At 74.6% G+C, this 22,227-nt stretch carries 22 protein-coding genes and 2 pseudogenes; 10 read left to right on the top strand and 14 right to left on the bottom strand.

Annotated elements, in window-relative coordinates; genetic code table 11:
* Positions 1–10: 10 nt before the first annotated feature.
* A pseudogene (locus tag ABZ570_RS13235) lies at positions 11–421 on the top strand (GNAT family N-acetyltransferase); the annotation flags it as partial.
* A 266-nt stretch (positions 422–687) separates the two neighbouring features.
* On the opposite strand, the gene ABZ570_RS13240 reads toward ABZ570_RS13235, so the two are convergent.
* Together ABZ570_RS13240 and ABZ570_RS13245 are read right to left on the bottom strand one after the other, a co-directional pair.
* A complete protein-coding gene (locus tag ABZ570_RS13240) occupies positions 688–2,889 on the bottom strand; it encodes an APC family permease (RefSeq protein ID WP_358061576.1) in 2,202 nt (733 codons plus the stop codon).
* Positions 2,890–2,979: 90 nt separating this feature from the next.
* Complete coding sequence (locus ABZ570_RS13245; protein ID WP_358061579.1) at positions 2,980–3,936, bottom strand: DMT family transporter; 957 nt, start codon at positions 3,934–3,936, stop codon at positions 2,980–2,982.
* Positions 3,937–4,043: 107 nt separating this feature from the next.
* Here ABZ570_RS13245 and ABZ570_RS13250 point away from each other — a divergent pair, with 107 nt between their 5' ends.
* On the top strand, positions 4,044–4,724 hold the full coding sequence (locus tag ABZ570_RS13250) for an HAD family hydrolase (RefSeq protein ID WP_358061582.1): 681 nt from the start codon (positions 4,044–4,046) through the stop codon (positions 4,722–4,724).
* Positions 4,725–4,861: 137 nt separating this feature from the next.
* Here ABZ570_RS13250 and ABZ570_RS13255 read toward each other — a convergent pair whose 3' ends face one another.
* Together ABZ570_RS13255 and ABZ570_RS13260 are read right to left on the bottom strand one after the other, a co-directional pair.
* Complete coding sequence (locus ABZ570_RS13255; RefSeq protein WP_358061584.1) at positions 4,862–5,371, bottom strand: hypothetical protein; 510 nt, start codon at positions 5,369–5,371, stop codon at positions 4,862–4,864.
* A 117-nt stretch (positions 5,372–5,488) separates the two neighbouring features.
* A complete protein-coding gene (locus ABZ570_RS13260; RefSeq protein ID WP_358061587.1) occupies positions 5,489–6,358 on the bottom strand; it encodes a PhzF family phenazine biosynthesis protein in 870 nt (289 codons plus the stop codon).
* A gap of 32 nt (positions 6,359–6,390) precedes the next feature.
* On the opposite strand from ABZ570_RS13260, the gene ABZ570_RS13265 reads away from it, so the two are divergent.
* From ABZ570_RS13265 to ABZ570_RS13275, 3 genes are all read left to right on the top strand, one after another.
* Positions 6,391–7,677, top strand: a complete 1,287-nt coding sequence (locus ABZ570_RS13265; protein ID WP_358061590.1) for a CBS domain-containing protein — start codon at positions 6,391–6,393, stop codon at positions 7,675–7,677.
* The gene (locus ABZ570_RS13270) at positions 7,670–8,266 is read left to right on the top strand and encodes a DUF1003 domain-containing protein (RefSeq protein ID WP_358061593.1); all 597 of its coding nucleotides are present in this window, start codon (positions 7,670–7,672) and stop codon (positions 8,264–8,266) included. The genes ABZ570_RS13265 and ABZ570_RS13270 overlap by 8 nt, the downstream gene beginning before the upstream one ends.
* 85 nt (positions 8,267–8,351) lie before the next feature.
* Entirely contained in the window at positions 8,352–9,497 is a 1,146-nt protein-coding gene (locus ABZ570_RS13275; RefSeq protein ID WP_358061596.1) for an Mrp/NBP35 family ATP-binding protein, read from the top strand.
* Positions 9,498–9,549: 52 nt separating this feature from the next.
* On the opposite strand, the gene ABZ570_RS13280 is transcribed toward ABZ570_RS13275, so the two are convergent.
* Both ABZ570_RS13280 and ABZ570_RS13285 read right to left on the bottom strand, forming a co-directional pair.
* On the bottom strand, positions 9,550–9,972 hold the full coding sequence (locus tag ABZ570_RS13280; RefSeq protein WP_358061599.1) for a preprotein translocase subunit TatB: 423 nt from the start codon (positions 9,970–9,972) through the stop codon (positions 9,550–9,552).
* A gap of 73 nt (positions 9,973–10,045) precedes the next feature.
* Positions 10,046–11,434 (bottom strand): trypsin-like peptidase domain-containing protein, encoded by a 1,389-nt coding sequence (locus ABZ570_RS13285; protein ID WP_358061668.1) that lies wholly within the window; start codon positions 11,432–11,434, stop codon positions 10,046–10,048.
* Between the two features lie 215 nt (positions 11,435–11,649).
* Between ABZ570_RS13285 and ABZ570_RS13290 the strand changes: the two genes are divergently transcribed.
* On the top strand, positions 11,650–12,300 hold the full coding sequence (locus ABZ570_RS13290) for an O-methyltransferase (protein ID WP_358061671.1): 651 nt from the start codon (positions 11,650–11,652) through the stop codon (positions 12,298–12,300).
* 82 nt (positions 12,301–12,382) lie between these two features.
* Here ABZ570_RS13290 and ABZ570_RS13295 read toward each other — a convergent pair whose 3' ends face one another.
* Positions 12,383–13,843 (bottom strand): leucyl aminopeptidase family protein, encoded by a 1,461-nt coding sequence (locus tag ABZ570_RS13295; protein ID WP_358061602.1) that lies wholly within the window; start codon positions 13,841–13,843, stop codon positions 12,383–12,385.
* Between the two features lie 146 nt (positions 13,844–13,989).
* Positions 13,990–14,157: a DUF3117 domain-containing protein gene (locus ABZ570_RS13300; RefSeq protein ID WP_013283866.1), complete on the bottom strand. Its 168-nt coding sequence runs from the start codon at positions 14,155–14,157 to the stop codon at positions 13,990–13,992.
* Positions 14,158–14,347: 190 nt separating this feature from the next.
* Between ABZ570_RS13300 and ABZ570_RS13305 the strand changes: the two genes are divergently transcribed.
* Together ABZ570_RS13305 and ABZ570_RS13310 are read left to right on the top strand one after the other, a co-directional pair.
* On the top strand, positions 14,348–15,166 hold the full coding sequence (locus ABZ570_RS13305) for a PaaX family transcriptional regulator C-terminal domain-containing protein (protein WP_358061605.1): 819 nt from the start codon (positions 14,348–14,350) through the stop codon (positions 15,164–15,166).
* 3 nt (positions 15,167–15,169) lie between these two features.
* Positions 15,170–15,961, top strand: a complete 792-nt coding sequence (locus tag ABZ570_RS13310) for an enoyl-CoA hydratase-related protein (RefSeq protein ID WP_358061608.1) — start codon at positions 15,170–15,172, stop codon at positions 15,959–15,961.
* Between the two features lie 21 nt (positions 15,962–15,982).
* On the opposite strand, the gene ABZ570_RS13315 is transcribed toward ABZ570_RS13310, so the two are convergent.
* From ABZ570_RS13315 to ABZ570_RS13335, 5 genes and pseudogenes are all read right to left on the bottom strand, one after another.
* The gene (locus tag ABZ570_RS13315; protein WP_358061611.1) at positions 15,983–16,735 is read right to left on the bottom strand and encodes a glucose 1-dehydrogenase; all 753 of its coding nucleotides are present in this window, start codon (positions 16,733–16,735) and stop codon (positions 15,983–15,985) included.
* A gap of 64 nt (positions 16,736–16,799) precedes the next feature.
* Positions 16,800–17,420 (bottom strand): hypothetical protein, encoded by a 621-nt coding sequence (locus ABZ570_RS13320; protein WP_358061614.1) that lies wholly within the window; start codon positions 17,418–17,420, stop codon positions 16,800–16,802.
* A 62-nt stretch (positions 17,421–17,482) separates the two neighbouring features.
* On the bottom strand, positions 17,483–18,067 hold the full coding sequence (locus tag ABZ570_RS13325) for a DNA-3-methyladenine glycosylase I (RefSeq protein ID WP_358061617.1): 585 nt from the start codon (positions 18,065–18,067) through the stop codon (positions 17,483–17,485).
* A gap of 47 nt (positions 18,068–18,114) precedes the next feature.
* Positions 18,115–18,609, bottom strand: a complete 495-nt coding sequence (locus ABZ570_RS13330; RefSeq protein WP_358061620.1) for an SRPBCC family protein — start codon at positions 18,607–18,609, stop codon at positions 18,115–18,117.
* A 542-nt stretch (positions 18,610–19,151) separates the two neighbouring features.
* A pseudogene (locus ABZ570_RS13335) lies at positions 19,152–19,511 on the bottom strand (DivIVA domain-containing protein); the annotation flags it as partial.
* Positions 19,512–19,663: 152 nt separating this feature from the next.
* Between ABZ570_RS13335 and folP the strand changes: the two are divergent.
* Positions 19,664–20,533 carry a dihydropteroate synthase gene (gene folP / locus ABZ570_RS13340; protein ID WP_358061623.1) on the top strand — a complete coding sequence of 290 codons (870 nt, stop codon included), beginning with the start codon at positions 19,664–19,666 and terminating at the stop codon, positions 20,531–20,533.
* Positions 20,534–20,549: 16 nt separating this feature from the next.
* On the opposite strand, the gene ndhC is transcribed toward folP, so the two are convergent.
* Positions 20,550–20,927: an NADH-quinone oxidoreductase subunit A gene (gene ndhC / locus ABZ570_RS13345; RefSeq protein WP_358061626.1), complete on the bottom strand. Its 378-nt coding sequence runs from the start codon at positions 20,925–20,927 to the stop codon at positions 20,550–20,552.
* A gap of 126 nt (positions 20,928–21,053) precedes the next feature.
* On the opposite strand from ndhC, the gene ABZ570_RS13350 reads away from it, so the two are divergent.
* Positions 21,054–22,088 (top strand): hypothetical protein, encoded by a 1,035-nt coding sequence (locus tag ABZ570_RS13350; protein WP_358061629.1) that lies wholly within the window; start codon positions 21,054–21,056, stop codon positions 22,086–22,088.
* Positions 22,089–22,227 lie beyond the last annotated feature (139 nt).

The raw sequence follows: 22,227 nt of genomic DNA on the forward strand, positions 1-22,227 counted from the left end.
GTTGCTGCGGATGGCCGAAGGCGGGGGTGTCGGCGCGGCTGCCGGTGCGACACTCCACCATGTGATCGAGGACGACGGAGCGACCCTGCACGTCGGCGGCGAGGACGACGACCTGACCGCCCGGACCCAACGGGAGCTGACCGCGTACAACAACGCGGCCACCGGCGCGGACGACGAGGCCGGGCTGTCGGTCCGGGTGGTCGACCCGGACGGCGAGCTGGTCGCCGGGCTGACCGGCTGGACCTGGGGCAGCCGGGCCGGGATCAACACCGTGTGGGTACGGGCCGACCGCCGCCGCCAGGGATGGGGCGGCCGGCTGCTGCGGGCCGTCGAGGAGGAGGCCCGCCGGCGCGGCTGTACCGAGATCTCGGTGGCGTCCTTCTCGTTCCAGGCGCCGGCCTTCTACCGCCGGCACGGCTACACGGAAACCGGGATCCGGGACGGCATTCCGGGCGGCCACGTCGACCACCAGTTCTGGAAGCCGCTGGTCGACGACCCGGCGGGCGTGCTCCGGGTGGTCGCCCTGGTCGACCTGGGCGCCGACGCCGAGGCCGGCCGGCGGTACGAGGATGCGGTGCTGGCGCTGCTCGGCCGGCACGGCGGACAGCTGGAACGACGGCTGCGCACCGGGGACGGGCGGACCGAGGTGCACGTGATCCGGTTCGCCTCTGACCGGTCCACTGACCCTCATTCGGCGAGGTGGACCGGGACGCTGGTGACCACCACGCCCGGCAGGGCCCGCAGCGCGGCGCGGAGCCGGTGCTCGGCGCGGCTGTGCAGGAAGCGGTGCCAGCGGCGGCGCAGCACCACCTCGGGCACGATCACGGTCAGCGTCAGCTCCGGCCGGGCGGTGTGCAGCGCCTCCAGGTAGTGCGCCAACGGCCCGATCACCGCCCGGTACGGCGACACGATCGTCTCCAGCCGCAGGTGGTCACCCCAGGCGCGCCACTGCTCACGGAACCGGTCCGCCTCGGCGTCCTCGGGTGCGATGTGCACGGCCAGCGTCGGCTGGCCCAGCGACGCCGCGTACGCCAGGGCCCGCAGCGACGCCCGGTTCAGCCGGGCCACCGGCACGACCACCAGGTGGCGTACCTCCTGGGGCAGCTCCTCGCCCTCGGCGGACCCGGCGCCTTCCCGCGCCGGGCCACCCGGCGCGGGCCCGGCGGACGACGCTGGCCCGGGGGGCGACGGCGGGTGCAACGCCAGGGCGTGCTGCAGCGCGGCGTAGTGGCGGTGGATCCGCCGGGCGAGCAGCACCAGCGCCGGCACCGCGATCACCACCAGCCAGGCACCCTGGGTGAACTTGCTGACCGCGGCGATCACCAGCACCAGCCCGGAGAGCGTGGCACCGACCGCGTTGAGCAGCAACCGGCGTCGCCAGCCCCGGGTCCGGTGCCGGCGCCAGTGGACCACCATGCCGGCCTGGGACAGCGTGAAGGCGAGGAACACACCGACGGCGTACAGCGGGATCAGCGACTGGGTGTGCCCACCGAACGCGACGAAGATGAGCGCCGCGGCGAGGGCGAGCGCGACCAGGCCGTTGTTGAACGACAGCCGGTCCCCCAGGTGCAGGAACCGGCGGGGTGCGTGGCCGTTGCGGGCCATGAAGAAGAGCACCCGGGGGAAGTCGTTGAAGGCGGTGTTCGCCGCCAGCAGCAGGATCAGTGCCGTGGTGGCCTGGAGGAGCGCGTACCAGGGGCCGCTGGGGAAGGTGACCCGGCCGAGCTGGGACAGGATCGTCTGGTCCGACCGGGGCACCAGGCCGTTCAGGTGGATCAGGCCGACCAGCCCGGCGAAGAGCACCACCAGCATGCCGATCATCCAGCCGAGCGAGGTGCGGGCGTTGCGCCACTCGGTGGGACGGAAGGCCGGCACCGCGTTCGACACCGCCTCGATCCCGGTCATCGACACCGCGCCGGAGGAGAAGGTGCGTAGCAACAGCAGCAGGCCCAACCCCTCGGTGGCCGGCACCGCGGGCGGCGGCACCGGCGCGAAGCCCCGGCCCGCCGCGCGCGCGTAGCCGACCAGCAGCAGCGCGAGGACCGCCGCCAGGAAGGCGTACGTGGGCAGCACGAAGATGTTGCCGGCGGTACGGATCCCGCGCAGGTTCCCGGCGAGCAGCATGGCGATCACCAGCACCCCGAACAGCACAGTGGCCGGCGCCAGCCCGGGCAGTGCGGAGGTGATCGCGTTCACCCCGGCCGCGATCGACACCGAAACGGTGAGCACGTAGTCGAGCATCAGTCCCGCCGCTGCCATCAGCCCCGCCGTGGTGCCGAGGTTGTCCCCGGCCACGATGTAGGACCCCGCGCCGTGCGGGTAGGCGGGGATGGTCTGCCGGTACGACAGCCCCACCGCGATCATCATCAGCGCCAGCAGCGCGGCGATCGGCAGGGAGAGCCCGAGTGTGCCGCTGCCGGCCAGCACCAGCACCGCAAGAATCGCCTCCGGCCCGTACGCCACCGAGCTGAGCACGTCGGACGAGAGGATCGGCACGGCGACGAGCTTGCGCATCCGCTCGTAGACGACGGCGGAGCTGGCCAGCGGCGGGCCGAACAGCGTCCGGCGCAGCCGGGCGAGCACCCGCCCGGTCCGGGAGCCGGGCTCGTGGGCCGGCCCGGTGGCGCGCAGCTCGCCCGGCTCCTCGACGGTGAACATGTCGATCGGGGCCAGCCGCCCGAACCGGCTCGGCGCCGGGCCGGGGCGGTTGCGGCCCAGGGTCGGGTCGACGGGCAGCTCGTCGGGGCGGCGGGGCACGCGCCAGCGTTCCCCGATCCGGCCCAGCGCCGCCCGCTCCTCCGGACCCAGCGGCGGGAACTCGGCCGAGGGCGTGACGAGACTCCCCCGATCCGGCTCGCGGCCGCTCGGCTGCTTCGCTCCCTTCCCCACCCTCCGCACTTTCACGGAAAGCGAGGCCTGGGGAGGCGAAACCAGAAAAGTGCGGCCTCGACGGGGTCCTCGACAGGGCCGGACGGCGCGTCAGTCGGCGAGCGGGGCGGCGCTGGCGGGGATCGGAACGGGCTCGGTGCGGCGGCCGGCGCGGGCGCCGCCGAGGACGACGACGGCGACGCCGGCCAGCAGCAGGGCCAGCCCGGGCAGGGCGAGCGGGCGGGGCAGCTGACCGAGCCAGACCCAGGCGATCAGGGCCGCGCCCGGCGCCTCCAGCAGGACCAGCACGCTGACCGTGGTGGCGGAGACCCGGTGCAGGGCGTAGTTGAACATCGAGTGGCCGAGCAGTTGGGCGCCGGCCACCAGACCGAGGATCGCCAGCCAGGTGCCCGGGGCCCAGCCGTGCAGGGGCACCCCGCCGAGCAGGCACACCACCAGCAGGATCGCCGCGCAGACGCCGTAGCAGATGGTGGTGTACGTGGTGGTGCTGATGGTGGTGCGGGCGCGTTCGCCGAAGGCGGTGTAGACGGCGGCGAAGAGGCCGCCCGCGACGGCGAGCAGGTCACCGGCGAAGGCCCGGCCAGAGACGGTGACGTCCGCGCCGGTGGCCAGCACCGCGCCGAGCACGGCCACCCCGATCCCGGCCCAGACCGCCGGCGGCAGCCGCCGCCCCTGCCAGCGGGCGATCAGCCCCTGCCAGACCGGCTGGGTGGCGACCAGCGCGGTGGCCGCGGCGACCGTGGTGAGCTTCGCGCTCGGCATCCAGGTGGCGAAGTGGGCGGCCAGCGCCACCCCGGAGAGTACGCAGTACAGCCCCTCCCGCCGGCCGGCGCCCACGGTCAGCGCCCGGAACTCGGCCCGCCGCCGGGCCAGCGAGACCGGGCCGAGCACGGCCAGCGAGAGCAGGTTCCGCCAGAAGGCGACGGCGAGGGCCGGCGCGGCGGCGAACGCGACCAGCGGGGCGGACGACGAGACCGCGGTGACGGCCAGCGCGAGCGCGCTCAGGGTCAGCGCGTCGACCGGCGGGCGGTACGGAACGGAGGACACGGGCAGCAATCCTCACACGAACAGCGGGCACCACCGACCGTCAACGCTCCGTTACGATCATGCGCGTCCCGGCGACCCCTCCCCTCGACGTCCGGAGGCACTCCCCCATGCCCAGCTACCAGGCGATGCTGTTCGACTTCTTCGGCACGCTCACCTACGGCGTCCAGCGTGGCGCCGCCCACCGGGCCATCGCCGAGTCGCTCGGCTGCCCACCCGACACGCTGATCGACGTGCTCGACCGCACCTACTACCAGCGCGCCAGCGGCCGGCTCGGCGACGCCGAGGCAACCCTGCGCTGGGTCTGCGAGCAGGCCGGGGTCCGCCCCTCGCAGCGGGCGGTACGCGCCGCCGTCGCCTCACGCCAGCACGCCGTACTCGCCGACACCCGCCTCCGGGCGGAGGCGGTGCCGGTGCTGGCCGCCCTGCGCCAGCGGGGCGTACGCACCGGGCTGATCAGCGACTGCACCCACGAGCTGCCGGCGTTCCTGCCCCAACTGGCGATCGCGCCGCTGCTCGACGTACGCGTCTTCTCGGTGCAGCTGGGGTGCTGCAAGCCCGACCCGGCGCTGTACTGGGCCGCCTGCCACCGGCTCGGCCTCACCCCGGCCGACTGCCTCTACGTGGGCGACGGGGGCAGCCAGGAACTCACCGGCGCGGAACGGGCCGGCATGACGGCGGTCCGGCTGGCCGCCCCGGATCTGGTCGACCACATGGTCTTCAACGCCGACCGGTCCTGGCACGGCCCGGTGTTCGCCTCGCTGGCCGAGGTGGCCGCCGCCTACGCCTGACCGGAAGGAAGGGTCCCTTGTTAACGCTTTCGGTAGAGAAGGGTTCCCTTCTCACCGCCGTTCCAGGAGCCGGGGGACGAGGCGGGCTGGGGTGGGTGGTCAGCGGCGGCGGACGGGCGCCCGGGTGGCCCGGGTGGTCAGCGGCGGCGGACCTTGTGCAGCCGGAACGGTGCCCGGGTGGCCCGGACCACCGGGGCCTCCCGGGGCCGCTCGGCCAGCGAGCCGGCCGGCAGCTCGGCACCGGCGACCGGGGTGCCCGCCAGGGTGAGCCGGTTCACCGCGCAGCCCTCGGTGGCCCAGCGGCGCATCAGCTCGGCGGCGGGGCCGGGCGCGTTGAGCCGCTTCGCCGCGACCAGCGGCGCGGCGGCCTCCCACTCCTCGGTACCCGGCCGCAGCCGGGCCACCCGGGCCGGCCAGGTGACGATCCGGCCGCCGTGGTCGCCGCGCAGGGTCACCTCGGCCGTGTCCGCCTCGGCGAGCCCGGGGGCGGACTGCTCACCCGGACCGCTCACCACCAGGAGCGCGCCGTCGAGCGGCAGGCACCACAACGCGTACGCCGGCCCGCCGGCCACCGACACCCACGCCACGGCGGCCTTCTTCACCGCCTCGTCCACCAGTGGGCTGGTGGATCGCTCGTCCTCGCTCACCCCGGTATCCTCTCGCGTCGCCCGGAGACCGTCGGCCGCCCCGCCGGCGTCGGCGCGGCTGTTAACAAGGGGCCCCTGCGCTACGTCAGGCGTTAAGAAGGGGCCCTTCCTTTCCGGTCAGCCCAGGAAGGGTGGCACGGCGATCTCGCCGCGGGCGACCGGCATCACCTGGCCGGAGACCGTGGCGCCGAGGGCGGCTCCGCCGGCCGCGGTCACCGTGCAGGCCAGCGAGGACGGCCGGTTGATCTCGATGCCCTGGCGCACCGCGTACTCCGAGCGGCCCTCGCCGGGCAGCAGCCCGCTGGCGACCAGCCAGACGCCGAGGCCGAGGGCGGCCGAGCCGGTCGCCGGGTCCTCCGGCACGCCGAGCCCTGGCACGAAGACCCGGGCGTGCGCGGTGCGCCTCTCGGCGTCCCAGGAGAAGACGCTGACGTGCTCCACGCCGTACCGCTCCGCCGCCGCCGGGTTCACCTTGGCGCGGGCCACCGCGTCGGGGCGTACCGGAAGGTACGGGAACTCCAGACCGCAGCCGGCGACCCGGGGCGCCGGCCCGACGTGGTCAGCGGCGCTGAGACCGGCCATCTCCAGCAGTGGCTCCGGGTCGAGTTCCGGACCGAGGGTGGGCGTCCCGCCGGTGAGGGTCGCCCCGGTCCCGGTCACCTCGATCGGCAGTACCCCGGCGCCGCACTCCTGGCTGACCGTGCCCACATCGAACATCCCACGTCGGCTGGCGGTCACCGCGGCGCCCACGCTCGGGTGCCCGGCGAACGGCAGCTCCTCGGCCGGGGTGAAGATCCGTGCCCGGTACGTCGCGCCCACCTGTGTCGGCGGCAGCACGAACACCGTCTCCGACAGGTTGAACTCCAGCGCGAGCGCCTGCATCTGCTCGGTGGCCAGCCCTTCGGCGCCGAACACCACGGCCAGCGGGTTGCCGGCGAACGGGCGGTCGGTGAAGACGTCCACGATCTCGTAGGCCAAGGTCGACATGTTGATAAACACTAGGCCCTTAGGCTGGTGCCGTGAGCACGCCGAACCGGGTCTACATCGCTCGACTCGCCGGAGTCGCCGTTTTCGACCCGAACGGCGACCAGGTGGGCCGGGTCCGCGACGCCGTCGCCCGGATCCGGCCCAACCCGCACCCGCCCGAGGTGGTGGGGTTGGTGGCCGAGATGCCGATGCGGCGGCGGATCTTCCTCTCCATCAACCGGATCACCTCGATCGACCCCGACGCGGTCGTGCTCGGCAGCGGCACCCTCAACCTGCGCCGGTTCGAGAAACGCCCCAACGAACTGCTCGTGCTCGCCGAGCTGCTGGACCGCCGGGTCCAGCTGGAGGGCGGGCAGCCCGGCTCGGTGGTCGACGTGGCCATGGAGTGCGGCCGTACCGGCGAGTGGACGCTGACCCGGGTCGCCGTCCGCGAGCAGACCGGCCGGCTCACCCGCCGCGGTCACCTGCACCAGATCGAGTGGGACCGGGTGGGCGGCCTCGGCGGGGTCGGCGACAACCGGGGTACGGCCAACCTGCTCGCCGTACTCGAGGACATGCGCCCGGCCGACCTGGCCAACGCGTTGCAGGACCTGCCCGACGCCCGGCGCAACGAGGTGGCGGCGGCGCTGGACGACGAGCGCCTCGCCGACGTGCTCAGCGAGCTGCCCGAGCGCGACCAGGTGGAGATCCTGGCCGCGCTGGGCCGGGAACGCGCCGCCGACGTGCTGGAGGAGATGGACCCGGACGACGCCGCCGACCTGCTCCACGAGCTGCCCCCGCCCGAGCAGGACGTGCTGCTCGACCTCATGGAGCCGGACGAGGCCGACCCGGTACGCCAGCTCCTCCACTACGCCTCCGGCACCGCCGGCAGCGTGATGACCTCCGAGCCGGTGATCCTGCCGCCGGACGCCACGGTGGCCGAGGCGCTGGCCCGCATCCGCGAGCCGCAGCTCTCCCCCGCCGTGGCGGCGCAGGTCTTCGTGGCCCGGTCCCCGCTGACCACGCCGACCGGGCGTTACCTGGGCATGGTCCACTTCCAGCGGCTGCTCCGCGAGCCCCCGGCCGACCTACTGGGCGGGGTGGTGGTCAACGACATCGACCCGCTCCGGCCGGCCACCCCGCTGCCCGAGATCACCCGCCGGATGGCCACCTACGACCTGGTCGCCATGCCGGTGGTGGACCGCAACAACCGGCTGGTCGGGGCGGTGACCGTGGACGACGTACTGGACCACTCGCTGCCGCGCGACTGGCGGAGCCGGGAGGCGATGCGCGCCGTGCCCGTGACCGTCGAGGAGCCGCTGGGCGGATCCGATGGCTGAGCAGCGGCGTACGGAACGGCTGGACCAGCCGCGGGTCCCCCGGGGCCTCCGGCTGCCCCGGGTCGACCAGGAGACCTTCGGCCGGTGGTCCGAGGGGATCGCGCGGAGCATGGGCACGGCGAACTTCATCGTCTACATGACGTTGGTCATCGGCGCGTGGTTCGCCTGGAACACCCTCGCCCCGCCGAGCTGGCGCTTCGACCCGTACACCTTCACCTTCCTCACCCTGATCCTCTCCATCCAGGCGTCGTACGCGGCCCCGCTGATCCTGCTGGCGCAGAACCGGCAGTCGGACCGGGACCGCATCGCGCTGGAGGAGGACCGGCGGCGGGCGACGATGCAGAAGGCCGACACCGAGTACCTGGCCCGGGAGATCGCCGCGCTGCGCATCGCGATGGGCGAGGTGGCCACCCGGGACTTCGTCCGCTCCGAGCTGGCCCGGCTGGCCGAGGAACTGGACGAGGCGGCACAGCGCCGGCAGCGACGGGAGCTCCGGCAGCAGGAGCGGGAACGGGAGCGCGAGACCGGGCGGCGGCTGGTGGGCGCCGACCCGCTCGACGAGCCCCGCGACGAGCTGGACGGCGACTGAGCCGGTCCCGGCCGGGGCCATCGAATCGCTCACACCGGCCCCGCCAGCGGCGGTCACCGATGGTCACCGACGTAGCATTGCGGGCATGTCAGCACCCGTCAGCACCGTCTCCGACGCCGTCCAGGCCGCCCTGGCCACCGTCAACGACCCGGAGATCCGTCGGCCGATCACCGAACTCGGCATGGTCCGTTCCGCCGAGGTCGGCGACGACGGCGTCGTCCGGGTCGAGCTGCTGCTCACCGTGGCCGGCTGCCCGCTGAAGGACAAGCTGCGTGCCGACATCACCGCCGCCGTGGCCGCGGTGCCCGGGGTGACCGGTGTCGAGATCGAGTTCGGTGTGATGAGCCCGGAGCAGCGCCAGCAGCTGCAGTCCAAGCTGCGCGGGGGCGGCGGCCAGGAGCCGGTGATCCCCTTCGCCCAGCCCGGATCCCGCACCCGGGTGTACGCGGTCGCCAGCGGCAAGGGCGGCGTCGGCAAGTCGAGCGTCACGGTCAACCTGGCCGCCGCGCTGGCCGCGCGCGGCCTCTCGGTCGGTGTGGTCGACGCGGACATCTACGGCCACTCGGTGCCCCGGATGCTCGGGGCCGAGGGCGCACCGACCCGGGTCGAGGACATGATCATGCCGCCGCAGGCGCACGGCGTGAAGGTCATCTCGATCGGCATGTTCACCCCGGGCAACGCGGCCGTCGTCTGGCGCGGTCCGATGCTGCACCGGGCGTTGCAGCAGTTCCTCGCCGACGTCTACTGGGGCGACCTGGACGTACTCCTGCTCGACCTGCCCCCGGGCACCGGCGACATCGCGATCTCGGTGGCCCAGCTCCTGCCGAACGCGGAGATCCTGGTCGTCACCACGCCGCAGGCCGCCGCCGCCGAGGTGGCCGAGCGGGCCGGCGCGATCGCGCTGCAGACCCACCAGCGGGTGGTCGGTGTGATCGAGAACATGTCCTGGCTGGAGCTGCCGGACGGCTCCCGGATGGAGGTCTTCGGGGCCGGCGGTGGCGAGGCGGTCGCCGAGTCGCTGACCCGGACCATCGGCGCGCAGGTGCCGGTGCTGGGGCAGATCCCGCTGGACACCCGGGTCCGCGAGGGCGGCGACGCCGGCACCCCGATCGTGCTGGCCCAGCCGGACGCCCCGGCGGCCAGGGCGCTGTCCGAGGTCGCCGACCGCCTCGCCGTCCGGCGCGAGTCCCTCCTCGGCAAGCCCCTCGGCCTCAAGCCCGCCGCCCGCTGACCCGGGGCTCGCGCGCCCGTCAAGGTCCGCGCTGCCCTGGCCGGAGCGCCGGTCAGGTGGCGTCGTCGAAGCTGGGGCGGGGGGCGGGGGCGGGGGACGAGGTGCCGCCGGTGGCGGTGGTGGGGCGGGTGCTCCGCAGGTCGGCCGCCTTGGCGACCTGCTTCAGGTCGTCGTGCACGCCGGTGACGTCCGAGCGCAGGTCGTCGTACATGCTCTGCAGCGGCTTCCGGAGGGCCTGCTCGTCCTCCTCGCTGAGCAGGTGCTTGCGGATGAACGCCTTCGGGTGCAGGTCCTCCAGCTGGATGTCGGTGCCCAGCTCACGGCTCAGGTCGCCGGTGGCGTTGCGGGCCATGTTGCGCAGGTTGCGGACCATCCGGAGCCCGTCGCTGATCACGGTGGGCAGCCGGTCCCCGAAGATCAGCAGCGCCAGGAGCAGCAGCGCGCCGATCTCCCACCAGTTCAGGTTTTCGAACACTCCGGCCTCCTCGTCCGTGCCCAGGGCAAGACTACGCACGTCAGGGTGCTGACCGGGAGGGGGTGACGGCTGCTCACTTCGCGTCTGCGGCCAGCGTCACCGAGGCGTTCTGCCGGTTCGTGCCCCGCCGGTACTCCACCGTCACCACCGAGCCGGGGGCGTACTTGCGGACCAGCGCCACCAGATCGGTGGGGTCGTGCATCGGGTGCCTGTTGAGCCGGAGCACCACGTCCCCGGCGCGCAGCCCGGCGGCCGCCGCCGGCCCGGACGGCTCGACGGCGTTGAGGCGTACGCCCCCGCCCGTCACGCCGGTGCCGCCCACTTGGGCGCCGATCACCGTACGCCGGGCCTTGCCGGTGCCGATGATGTCCTGGGTGATCCGCTTCGCCTGGTTGATCGGGATGGCGAAGGCGAGCCCGATGTTGCCGGCCTCCTGCCCGTCGGCCACCAGCGACTTGATCGTGGAGTTCACCCCGACCACCCGCCCGGCGCCGTCGACCAGCGGGCCGCCGGAGTTGCCGTGGTTGACCGCGGCGTCGGTCTGGATCGCCGCGTAGTAGCGCGTCGGGCCGCCCGGTTCGCCGGCCTGCATCGTCCGGTCCAGGGCGCTGACGATGCCGGCGGTGACGGTGTTGGCCAGCGAGAGCGGCGAGCCGACGGCGAGCACCGGGTCACCGACGGCGAGCGCGTCCGAGTCGCCGAACTCGACCGGCTTCAGCCCGGTACGCGTCACCTTGACGACGGCCAGGTCCGACTCCGGGTCCTGGCCGACCACGGTTCCCGGGGCTGAACTGCCGTCGTTGAAGATCACCGTGGCCTTGCCGGTGCCGCCGGTGACCACGTGGTCGTTGGTGACGATGTGCCCGTCGGCACTGACCACGAAGCCCGAGCCCTCGCTGACACCGCCCAGGCTGGCCACCCGCAGGGTCACCACGCTGGGCAGCACCTTCTCGGCGACGCCGGCCAGTGACTCGGGCTTCCGCTGGGCGAGCGCCGGGGCCTCCGCCGACTGCGCGCCGAGGCTGGGCACGCCGGTGCCGCCGCGCAGGAAGGCGTACGTCAGGGCGCTGCCGAGCGAGCCGGCGAGCAGAGCGGTGATCAGCGAGACCAGCACGACCTGCCGGAGCCCGGGCCGGCTCGGCGCGTCCGGGTCGCTGACCGGTTCGGGTTGGCTGCCGGCGCCGAGCGGGGCGGCGGGAACCACGACCGCGGCCGGCGCGTACGGATCGCGCCACGGATCGGCGAGCGCGTCGGACCACCAGGGCGAGGCCAGGCCGCTCCCGGCGCCCTGGGCCCCCGGAGGGCCCTGGGTCGGGCTCCAGGGCGAGGTCGTGCCGCGCCCGGCGCCCTGGGTGCCCGGAGGACCCTGGGGCGGGCTCCCGGGCGCCGGCCCTCCCGCCGGTGCCGAGGTCCCGCCGGACTGGCGCCAGTCCCAGCCGTCGGTCACGTCGGTGCCTCCCAGTCCGTCCCGCGCGTCCCGCGCCGGGGGCCGGCGGTGCCGGCCGACCGTGCCACACGGGACACCGTCCAGGATTGCACGGATGCCCGGAGTGGAGTCAGGGGTTGCCCGCCGTGATCGTCACCGCGGCCGACTCGCGGCTGCGCCCCTCGCGGCCCGCCTCTAGGCTTCATACCGCAACAGCCCCTCGCACCACTCCCGCCGCCCGGAGGTGTCCCATCGCCACGGTCGCCAGTTCCGGCAACTCGACGGCCCAGGCGCTCCAGTTCGCCGAGTCGTACGTCACCGAGGATCTCGTGCTGCGCACGGCCCGCAGCCTCGCCCGGGAGGTGGGTGTGGACGCGGTGACCCCGGGGGCCGGAGCGGCGCTGCGGCTGCTCGCCGCCGCCGGGAACGCCCGCGCCGTGGTGGAGATCGGCACCGGCACCGGGGTCAGCGGTGTCTGGCTGCTGCGCGGCATGCGCCCCGACGGGGTGCTCACCACCATCGACGTGGAGGTGGAGCACCAGCGGATCGCCCGGCGGATCTTCGTGGAGGCGGGCTTTCCGCCGGGGCGTGCCCGGATCATCACCGGGCGGGCCCTCGACGTGCTGCCGCGGCTCGCGGACGGTGCCTACGACCTGGTCTTCGTCGACGCGGAGGCGACCGGCTTCACCGCCTGCGTGGACGCCGCGCTGCGGCTGCTGCGGCCCGGCGGGGTGCTCGCGCTCAACGGTGCCCTCGCCGACGGCCGGATCGGCGACCCGGCCGCGCGCGACGCGGAGACGGTCACCGTCCGGGAGGCCATCAAGGCGGTCCGGGAGTCGGAGCACTGGATCCCCGCGCTGCTGCCGGTCGGGCACGGCCTGCTCGCCGCCGTGAAGAGCTGATCCGCGCCGGCCGCTGTCGGCGTGGGGTGCGAGCGCACGGGCCCAGCGCCCAGGCAGGCCGGGCGCCGGGTCCGGACGCCGGTCAGCCCAGCGTCGCCAGCCAGCGCAGCAGCCCGCGTACGCCCCAGCCGGTGGCGCCCCGGGTCAGCTCGGCGTGCTCGTCCTCCGACCACGAGGGGGCGGACATGTCCACGTGCACCCAGCGGTCGCGCAGCTCACCGGTGAACTCGCGGAGGAAGAGCGCGGCGACCACCGAGCCGGCGCCCCGGTCCGGGGAGCTGTGCAGGTCGGCCACCTCGCTGCCCAGGTACTCGACGTAGTCGGCGGGCAGCGGCATCCGCCAGGCCCGCTCGCCGGCCGCCTCGATCGCGGTCAGCAGGTCGGTCGCGAGTTCGTCGTTCTCGCTGTAGAGCGCGCCGTGCCGCTTGCCCAACGCCACCGCGTTGGCACCGGTCAGGGTGGCCAGGTCGACCAGCAGGTCGGGCCGTAGCTCGCGCTCCGCGTACGCCATCGCGTCGGCGAGCACCAGCCGGCCCTCGGCGTCGGAGTTGGTGCTCTCGCTGGTCAGGCCGCCGTAGTGGCGGACGACGTCGCCGGGGCGGAACGCCGAGCCGCTGACCATGTTCTCGGCCAGCGGAGCGAGCGCGGTGACCCGCACCGGCAGCCGCAGCGCGGCGGCGCCCAGGGTCGCCGCGACCACCGCGGCGGCGCCGGCCATGTCCTTGCGCATCAGCTTCATCGCCGGCACCGGCTTGATGGAGATGCCACCGGTGTCGAAGGTGATTCCCTTGCCGACCAGCACCACGTGGGTCCGCGCGTCCGCCGGCCGCCAGTCCAGCTCGACCAGGCGGGGACCGCTGGCCGAGCCCCCACCGACGGCGAGGATGCCGCCGAAGCCCTCGTCGGCGAGTTCGGCCGGCTCGCGTACCCGCAGGTGCAGGTCGGGGTGGTCGGCCACGGCGGCCTCGAGCTGAGCGGCGAACCAGGCCGGGTTCTTGGTCGACGAGGGGGTGTTGGTCAGGTCGCGGGCCAGCCGGGTCATCTCCGCCGTGGTCCGGGCCGTCGCCAGGGTCGGGGCGAGCGCCTCCGGGTCGCCCACCACCACGTCCACCTCGGCCAACGCGGGCGTACCGCCGGCCTCGGTGAGCCGGAACCGGTACGACCCCAGCAGCAGGCCCTCGACCAGACCGCGGAGCGCCGCCGGGTCGCCGGCCGGCAGCGCGACTGTGACGCACGTCTCATTTTTGGCGGCCCGGGCCAGCGCCGCGCCCGCGCTCCGCCACGCGTGTTCGTCGCCCGCGCCGATGCCGAGCAGGATCAGTCGTGCCGGCGTGCCGGCGGGGCGCAGGTGTTCCCGGAGCTCGCCGGCGTCGCCGGCCAGCCGGGCGACGGGGAGCAGGGCGGCGACCTCGGCCCGGACGTCGTCGGCGGGCGGCGAGGCGGTCGCGACCAGGGCGGCCGGCGCGTCCGGCCCTTCGGGACGAACGGGCAGGACGAGGGTGTCGAGCCGCACGGGCTCGCTCACCAGATGAATGGCCAGCACGCTGGACCGTACCTCCGAAGAAAGTTCTCAGAGCGGGACTTTTCGCCGCTCTTGAGCCGACGAAGCCCCTGAGCCACCGGCGGTGCCGGTGGCTCAGGGACCGACGAAACGTTCGCGCGACGCGCGCCGCGCGGACCGCTCCTCGATCAGCCGGCGGCCGCCTTCAGCGCGTCACCCAGCGCGGTGGCCTCGTCGGGAGTCATCTCGACGACGAGCCGGCCACCACCCTCCAGCGGGACCCGCATGACGATGCCCCGGCCCTCCTTGGTGACTTCCAGCGGACCGTCGCCCGTCCGCGGCTTCATCGCCGCCATGTTGTCTCCCCTCAGACCTACACCAGGGTCGGTGGGTTGCCCCACAGCCACTTCGCCATAACCACCCGCAACCACCGCGGGGGCGTCGACCAACGATTTTCCCTGATGAACACCGCCGGACCCAAACCGAAGCAGCATTGATGTAACAGCACCTAGCATATCTTGAGTACGCCTGTCACAATGTGCGGTCATGCAGGCACGGTCGGCACTCTTCGACCTGTATGGCGACCACCTCCGGACCAGGGGCGGCCGGGCACCCGTCGCCGCCCTGGTCAAGCTGCTGGCGCCGCTGGGGATCGCTCCTCCGGCGGTGCGCACCGCGGTTTCCCGGATGGTCCGGCAGGGCTGGCTCGAACCGCTCCGGCTCGCGTCCGGGCCGGGGTATTCAATCACTCCCAAGGCGGGCCGGCGCCTCGACGAGGCGGCGGCGCGGATCTACCGGACCGGCCGGCACAGCTGGGACGGCCGGTTCGACCTGCTGGTGCTGGAGGCGCCCGTCAACCGGCGGGACCGGCAGCGGCTCGCCGCCAACCTGACCTACCTCGGATACGGCACGCTCGACGACTGCACCTGGGTGGCGACCCGCCCCGGCGAGGAGGTCGACGTCCTGCTCGCCGAGGCGGGCGTGCGCTACGAGCGGTTCACCGCCGCCCACGCGGCCGGCACCCCCGGCGCGATGGGGGTGGTCCGCCGCGCCTGGGACCTGGCCGAGATCGGCCGGGCGTACGAGCGGTTCGTCGCCGAGCAGAAGCCGCTCCTGTCCGGGGTCACCGTGCGCAGCAGCGACGAGGACGCGTACGCGGCCCGGTTCCGGCTCGTGCACGCGTGGCGTACCTTCCTCTTCCGGGACCCGCAGCTGCCTCCGGCGCTGCTCCCCGAGCGCTGGCCGGGCACCAGCGCGGCTGGTTTCTTCGACCGGCACGCGGCCCGGCTCCGGCCGGCCGCCGACCGGTACGTCGAGCAGTGCCTCGACGCCAACAACCGCCTCGCCCGACAGAAGGGTCGTTAGAACGTGACCGAGCCGCTGCTCGTCGACCGCACCGACGCGGTCGTCACCTTGACGCTCAACCGCCCGACGGCGATGAACTCGCTCGACGTCGCGCTCAAGGAGGCGCTCCGCGACACCCTGACCGAGCTGGAGACCGACAAGTCCTGCCGGGCGATCGTGCTGGCCGGCGCGGGCGGCTCGTTCAGCGCCGGGCAGGACCTGCGGGAGCACGTGCAGACGCTCGAGTCCGGGGGCCAGGACCCGCTGGCCACCGTACGGGCCCACTACAACCCGATCGCGGCCCGGCTGGCCAACCTGCCCAAGCCGGTGGTCGCCGCGGTCCGGGGCATGGCCGCCGGGGCCGGCGCCTCGCTGGCGTTCCTCGCCGACTTCCGGATCGGCGGACCGAAGACGAAGTTCCTGATGGCCTTCGCCGGGGTCGGGCTCGCCGCCGACACCGGCGCCTCCTGGACGCTGCCCCGGCTGGTCGGCCACGCCAAGGCCGTCGAACTGCTGATGCTCGCCGAACCGGTGGGCGCCGAGGAGGCCGGCCGCCTCGGGCTGCTCACCCGCCTGGTCGACGACGACGAGAAGGTGCTGCCGACCGCGCAGGAGCTGGCCGCCCGGCTCGCCGCCGGCCCGACCGTGGCGTACGGGGCGATCAAGCGCCAGCTCTCCATCGCCGACGCCGGCACCCTCGCCGACGCGCTCGCCGCCGAGGCGCAGGCGCAGTCGATCTGCGGCGCCACCGCCGACCACAAGGCGGCCACGCTCGCCTTCGTCAACAAGCAGCGACCCACGTTCGAGGGCCGCTGACCGCCGCCGTCCCGCCGGGCCTCAGCGGGCGACGTAGCCACCGTCGATCGGGATGGTGTGCCCGGTGATCCAGGCGGCGTCGTCCGAGGCGAGGAAGAGCACCACGCCGGCGACGTCGTCCGGGGTGGGGATGCCGGGCTTCGGGTTGAACGCCGCCATCTGCCGGCGCATCTGCGCGGGGTCGGGGGCGCTGTCGATGAAGTGCTCCACCAGCGGGGTCATCACCACGGTCGGGGCGACCGCGTTGACCCGGATGCCGCGCGCCGCGTACTCGATCGCCGCCGAACGGGTCAGGCCGACGATGCCGGCCTTGGTGAAGGTGTACGGGGAGATGTTCTCCTGCGCGGCCAGCGCGGTCGTCGACGAGGTGTTGACGATCGCGCCCCCGCCGCCCTGGAGCATGGCCGCGATGCCGTAGCGGAGGACGAAGAACATCCCGTCGCCGTTGACCCGGCGGACCCGCTCCCAGTTCGCCAGATCCATCTCGTGCAACGGCTGCTGCTGACCGTCGATGCCGGCATTGTTGAAGATCACATCGATCCGGCCGTACCGCCGCACGGCGTCGCCGATGCCCTGCTCGACGGAGGCGGCCTCGCCGGTGTCCACGGTCACCGCGTACGCGTCGGGCAGGTCCGCGGCCGTCCGCTCGGCGGCCTCGGCGTCGATGTCGGCGATCACCACCTTGGCACCCTCGGCCGCGAACCGTCGGGCAGTCGCCGCACCGAGCCCGGACGCCCCGCCGGTGATGAACGCGACCTTGTCCTCGAACCGCATCCGCCCCCCTCGCGCCGCCGGCCGTCGCCGGCCCTCCCGGGCACGGTAACCGGGCCGCCAGGGGTCAGTCGTCCTCTTCCGGATCCTGGTTGGCCTCGGCGCCGAGCACGAACGCCTGCATGGCCAGCTCGTCGCCGCTGGGTGAGACGAAGGCGGGCAGCTCCCGGGGGCCCAGCTCCTGCACGTACGACCAGAAGAGGCGGACCGCCTCGGCGGGCGAGGCCGCCTCGATCGGCAGGTCGAGGCTGACCAGCCAGGACCGGCGGGCCGGGGGCGGGCCGACCCGGTCGGCCAACTCCCGCCACACCGCCGGGTCGAGCCCGGTCACCGGTCCGTCCAGGGCCAGGCCGTCGACCGGCACCGGCTCGTCGAGCACCCGCCGGGTGTACGTCACCACCAGCGCCCCCGGGCCCGCCTCGGACTGCGGGTCGTCCGGATCCTCCCGGGTCTCCGCGGTGGCCAGGGCGACCCGGCCGAGGGCCACCAGCCGCAGCGGCTCGCCGACCAGCACCGCGACCCGGTCACCCGGCCGGGGCCGGGCCACGCCGTCCAGCCCGGTCAGCTCCAGCGTGTCGTGGTGCACCAGCCGCTCGGCCTCGTACCGCTCGGCGGGCAGCAGCACCGCCCAGGCGCCGGACGAGGTGCTCTCGCTCGTCCCGCTCGTACGGAGCTCGGTGTCGGTCATGGGGCAATCCCATCACGCCCGGCCGGTGCCGGTCCCGCCACGTCCGCCGGACGCCGCCCGGGTCACGCCCGAGCCGGCTCGACGGCGACGTGGCAGCCGGCGAGGTGGTCGTCCACCATCCCGGTGGCCTGCATCAGCGCGTACGCCGTGGTGGGGCCGACGAACCGGAAGCCACGCTTCTTGAGCGCCTTGGCCAGCGCGGTGGACTCCGGGGTGAGCGCCGGCACCTCCGCGAACGACCGCGGCCGGGCCGGCCGGGGCGGCGGCGCGTACGACCAGAGCAGCGCGGAGAGGCCGTCGGGGAGCGCCAGGGCGGCCCGGGCGTTGGCGACGGCCGCCTCGACCTTGGCCCGGTTGCGCACGATCCCCGCGTCGGCGAGCAGCCGGGCGACGTCGGCCTCGCCGTAGCCGGCGACCTTCTCGATCCGGAACTCGTCGAAGGCGAGCCGGAAGGCCGGGCGCTTGCGCAGGATGGTCAGCCAGGACAGGCCGGACTGGAACGCCTCCAGGGTCAGCCGCTCGTAGAGCGCGTCGTCGCCGCGCAGCGGCCGGCCCCACTCCCGGTCGTGGTAGACGGCGTAGTCCGGGGTGCTCGCCCCCCAGGCGCAGCGGGGCAGCCCGTCGGTGCCCGTCACCAGGTCAGTCACGGCGTACACGGTAGGCCAAGCCACCGACACCGGGCCGGGCCCGCCGGTCAGGGCAGCCGACCCTGCTCCACCAGCCGGGCGAACCGCTTCAACGCCTGGGTGAGACCGAGCTTCGAGCCGGGCCAGAGCACCGGCCGGGCGACCCGGCCGGCGGTCCCGGCGGGCAGGTGGAACCACTCGTGCCAGACCACCTGGGTCCGGTCCCGCTCCACCGGCGTGCAGCGCAGCACGCCCGGGCCGCGCAGCAGCTTGCCGCAGTGCACCACCCCGACCTCGTACGGGGCGTCCACCCGGACCACCCGCATCTCGTCCCGCAGCACGGCCGGTCCGAGCGTGGTGACCGCCTCGACCAGGCTCCCCTCGCCGCCGTCCCCCTCCACCACCCGCACAGTGGTGAGCGGGATCCAGTCGGACTGCCGCTCCCAGTCGGTCAGCGCCGCGAAGACCCGCTCGGCCCGCGCGTTGACGATCACCGCCGCGGTGACCTCTCCGGCGCCCGGCTGGGCCGCCTCGGCGAATCCGTCGCCCTCCGGGCCCGTCACGCCGACTCCGACCGGACCACCCCGCCGCGCTCCCGGTCACCGTCGACGTCGGCGTCATCCGTGGCAGCGCCGGCCGGGCCGGCGGTACCGACCCTGCCGGCCGCCGGTTGGCCGGTGCCCGCCACCTGCTGGCCGGTGCCGCCGGCCTGCTGTCCGTCGGGCTCGGTGGCGGCCGGGGCGGCGGAGCCGGCGTCGGCCGGCGGGCGCAGGGAGACGGGGCGGTCGGCCTGCTCCGGCTCGACGGGCGCGGCGACCGGGGCGAGCGGGCCGGCCGGCGCCGGGACGTCCGTGGCGGGCACCGTCTCGTCCTCGACGGCGGCTGCGGCCGGCGCGGCAGCCACCCCCGCCTCGGCACCCAGGTGATCGCCGGCACCGCGGTCACTGGCACTGTCGTCGTCGGCACCGCGGCCGGTGGCCGCGCGGTCGCTGGCACTGCCTTCGACGGCAGCGGGGTCGGCGGTCGGGGGCGTCGCGCCGGCCGGGCGATCGGCGGCCGGGCGATCGGCGGCCGGGCTCGTCGGGTCGGCCAGGGCATCGCCGTTGCCGGCGGCCCGCTCCCTGGTCCGGCGCAGCGCGTCGGCCTCCTCGATCCGCCCCGCGCGGAGCGCGGCGACCTCGGACTCCAGCACGCCGATCAGCTCGGACTTGTAGCCGATGTCGTACGCGGCCCGCCGCATCGCCTGGTCGACCTGGGCCATCCGGTACCCGCGCAGCGCGGTGTCGAAGCGCACCTCGGCGACGTCCGACTCGTGCAGCGGGCGGGTGCCGGGCAGGGGCACGGCCCACCCGTCCGGCTCGACGGGTGTCAGGCCCGGATCGCGCCCGGACACCAGCACCGTCACTCCGAACACCACCGCCGCGACGGTCAGCGCGACGACCAAGAGGAGCAGAACCTGACCCATGGGGAAATCGTGGCATGCGGGCCGGGATCGGGCGAGCCCTCCACACGCTCAGATCATGATTCGCTGCCTCGGCGTACCGGGCGGGCCGGCCGGAGCGGGACCGGATAGCGTCGGGGACGGCCGGGCGGACGACCGGGGATCAGGAGGCGGGCATGGCCGGGGCGCTGCGGCTCGGTGGGCGGACGTTCTCCCCGGGCGAGCTGGTCGTGATGGCGATCGTCAATCGCACACCGGACTCGTTCTTCGACCGGGGCGCCACCTTCGCCCACGACAGCGCGCTGCGCGCGGTGGAGCGGGCGGTGACCGAGGGCGCGGAGATCATCGACATCGGCGGGGTCAAGGCCGGGCCCGGCGACGAGGTCGACGTGGCCGAGGAACTCCGGCGGACGGTGGACACCATCGCCGCGGTCCGGGCCGCCTTCCCCGAGGTGGTCATCTCGATCGACACCTGGCGGGCCGAGGTGGCGGTGGAGGCGGTGGCCGCCGGCGCCGACCTGCTCAACGACACCTGGTCGGGGGCGGATCCCGCGCTGGCCCGGGTGGCCGCGCAGACGGGTGCCGGGCTGGTCTGCTCGCACGCGGGCGGCCTCGCCCCGCGGACCCGGCCGCACCGGGCCGCGTTCGACGACGTGGTGGCCGACGTGGTCACGACGGTGACCGGGCTCGCCGAACGCGCGGTCGCCCTCGGCGTACGCCCGGACGGGATCCTGATCGACCCGGCGCACGACTTCGGCAAGAACACCCGGCACTCGCTGGAGATCACCCGGCGGCTGGGGGAACTCACCGACACCGGGTGGCCGCTGCTGGTCGCCCTGTCGAACAAGGACTTCATCGGCGAGACGCTGGACCTGCCGGTGCCGGACCGGCTGGAGGGCACGCTCGCCACCACCGCCGTGTCGGCCTGGCTGGGCGCCCGGGTGTTCCGGGCCCACCAGGTCCGCGAGACCCGGCGGGTGCTGGACATGGTCGCCTCGATCAAGGGGGACCGGCCACCGGCGCTGACCCGCCGCGGCCTGGCCTGAGCCCTGGGAGCCGTCCTCAGGTCCAGCGAAGGATGTTCTTGCGCCAGGCGTAGAGGATGCCGAGCGCCACCACGCCGACGAAGACCGCCATCTCGACCACGGTGGTCACGCCGAACCCGGGCCGGTCGAAGACCAGCGCCCAGGGGAAGAGGAAGACCGCCTCCACCGCGAAGAGCACGTACAGGTACGCGTAGACGTAGTAGCGGATCTGCATCTGCGCCCAGTCGCCGCCGACCGGGTCGATGCCGCACTCGTAGCTGGCCCGCTTGCCCCAGGGATCGGCCGGACGGCCAGGACGTAACAGCCGATTGGCCGAGAACGCCGTAACGAAGAAGAGGAGGGCGGCGAGCAGGAGGAGACCGAGCGTGGCGTACGAGCCGAGGTAACCGGTCACGGTCGGCAGCCTACCGGGCCGGCCTCCGGATGTTCCGGACACGTTACAAATTCATTTTCGTGTGGGACTAGTGCCGCACAGCAACTGTTGGCGAATAATGAGAACCGACTGCGTCACGGAGGACAGATGCCCCGCGTACGTACCGCCCGGCCGGTCGCGCACCGACGCACCTCCGTGCTGCTCGCGCCCGTCCTGGCCGCCGGACTCGCGGCGGCGGTCACGGGGTGGCCCGCGTGGGCGACGGCCGCACCGACGGTGACCGGCGTGGTTCGGGCGGCCACCGACCCGGCGACGGAGCCCGCCGCCGACCCGACGGACACGACGCCGACCGTGGGCCCCACCACCACGGAGCCGACCACGGCCCCACCAACGGCGAGCGCACCCCCGAAGACCACGACGCCGACCCCGCCGGCCTCGACCACCGCCCCCGGCGGCCCGGCGCCCGCCACCGGCGCACCGGGGCCCGCCGCCCCCGCTCCCCCGACCGTCGCGCCCTCCGTCGCGACCCCGCCTTCGAGCGGCCCGGCCGGGGGCCGGCCGGGGGTACGGATGACCAGCGATCCCGGCATCGCACTTCGCGCCGAGGAGGTGCTCTTCGACATCAACGGCACCCCGAGCGCCCTCGACGTACGCCTCGGCAACACCGGCAGGGTCGGCGCCGCCGGCCGGGTCGACGTGGTCCTTCCCGAGGGGGTGAGCGTCACCGATCCACCGGCCGGGTGCAGCGCGGCGGCCCCGGGCCGCACCCGGTGCGACCTGGGCCGGGTGCCGGCCGGGCAGAGCGCCACCCTGCGGCTCCCGGTGGCCGCCACGGCGGAGGCCCAGCGGCGGGCGCCGCTGTCCGGCACGGTCGTCGGCCGACTGGACCCGGGCAACGGGCGGGACCGGCAGGTGCGGATGAGCTTCCGGATCAGCGCCGCCGCCGCGCTGGCCACGCCGCCGGTCGCCGTGCCGGCCCCGGCCGGCTCGCAGGGCGTGCTGGCCGTCGGGCGGGCCGCCGCCGGCGACGGCCGCGACTCGTCGCAGCGGCTGGCGGTCACGCTGATCGCGGGCTCCCTGCTGCTGGTGGTGCTCGCTCTGGTGCTGGCCACCATCTCGCTGCGGCGCCGGCTGAACGCGCCGGCGGCCGATCCGGCCGGCGGTCCCGTCACCTCCGAGTGACCCGTGCCGCCGGTGTCCGGTCCTGCGGTGATGTGAATTACGAGCAGCGGCACTAAACGCCCCAAATCCGGGCATACAGTGGCTTGGTCGGGTCCCATACGTCGGACCTCGACCAAGGTTGCCCTAAGGGGCCGACGTA

The sequence above is a fragment of the Micromonospora sp. NPDC007271 genome (genome assembly GCF_040634005.1).
In the GTDB taxonomy this organism is placed as follows: Bacteria; Actinomycetota; Actinomycetes; order Mycobacteriales; family Micromonosporaceae; genus Micromonospora.

What these genes read in the sequence shown, in the direction of transcription:
- ABZ570_RS13250 (WP_358061582.1), top strand. Translation starts at nt 4,044, where the DNA reads ATGCCCAGCTACCAGGCGATGCTGTTCGACTTCTTCGGCACGCTCACC.
- ABZ570_RS13260 (WP_358061587.1), bottom strand. Translation starts at nt 6,358, where the DNA reads ATGTCGACCTTGGCCTACGAGATCGTGGACGTCTTCACCGACCGCCCG.
- ABZ570_RS13270 (WP_358061593.1), top strand. Translation starts at nt 7,670, where the DNA reads ATGGCTGAGCAGCGGCGTACGGAACGGCTGGACCAGCCGCGGGTCCCC.
- ABZ570_RS13275 (WP_358061596.1), top strand. Translation starts at nt 8,352, where the DNA reads ATGTCAGCACCCGTCAGCACCGTCTCCGACGCCGTCCAGGCCGCCCTG.
- ABZ570_RS13300 (WP_013283866.1), bottom strand. Translation starts at nt 14,157, where the DNA reads ATGGCGGCGATGAAGCCGCGGACGGGCGACGGTCCGCTGGAAGTCACC.
- ABZ570_RS13305 (WP_358061605.1), top strand. Translation starts at nt 14,348, where the DNA reads ATGCAGGCACGGTCGGCACTCTTCGACCTGTATGGCGACCACCTCCGG.
- ABZ570_RS13315 (WP_358061611.1), bottom strand. Translation starts at nt 16,735, where the DNA reads ATGCGGTTCGAGGACAAGGTCGCGTTCATCACCGGCGGGGCGTCCGGG.
- ABZ570_RS13320 (WP_358061614.1), bottom strand. Translation starts at nt 17,420, where the DNA reads ATGACCGACACCGAGCTCCGTACGAGCGGGACGAGCGAGAGCACCTCG.
- folP (WP_358061623.1), top strand. Translation starts at nt 19,664, where the DNA reads ATGGCCGGGGCGCTGCGGCTCGGTGGGCGGACGTTCTCCCCGGGCGAG.
- ABZ570_RS13350 (WP_358061629.1), top strand. Translation starts at nt 21,054, where the DNA reads ATGCCCCGCGTACGTACCGCCCGGCCGGTCGCGCACCGACGCACCTCC.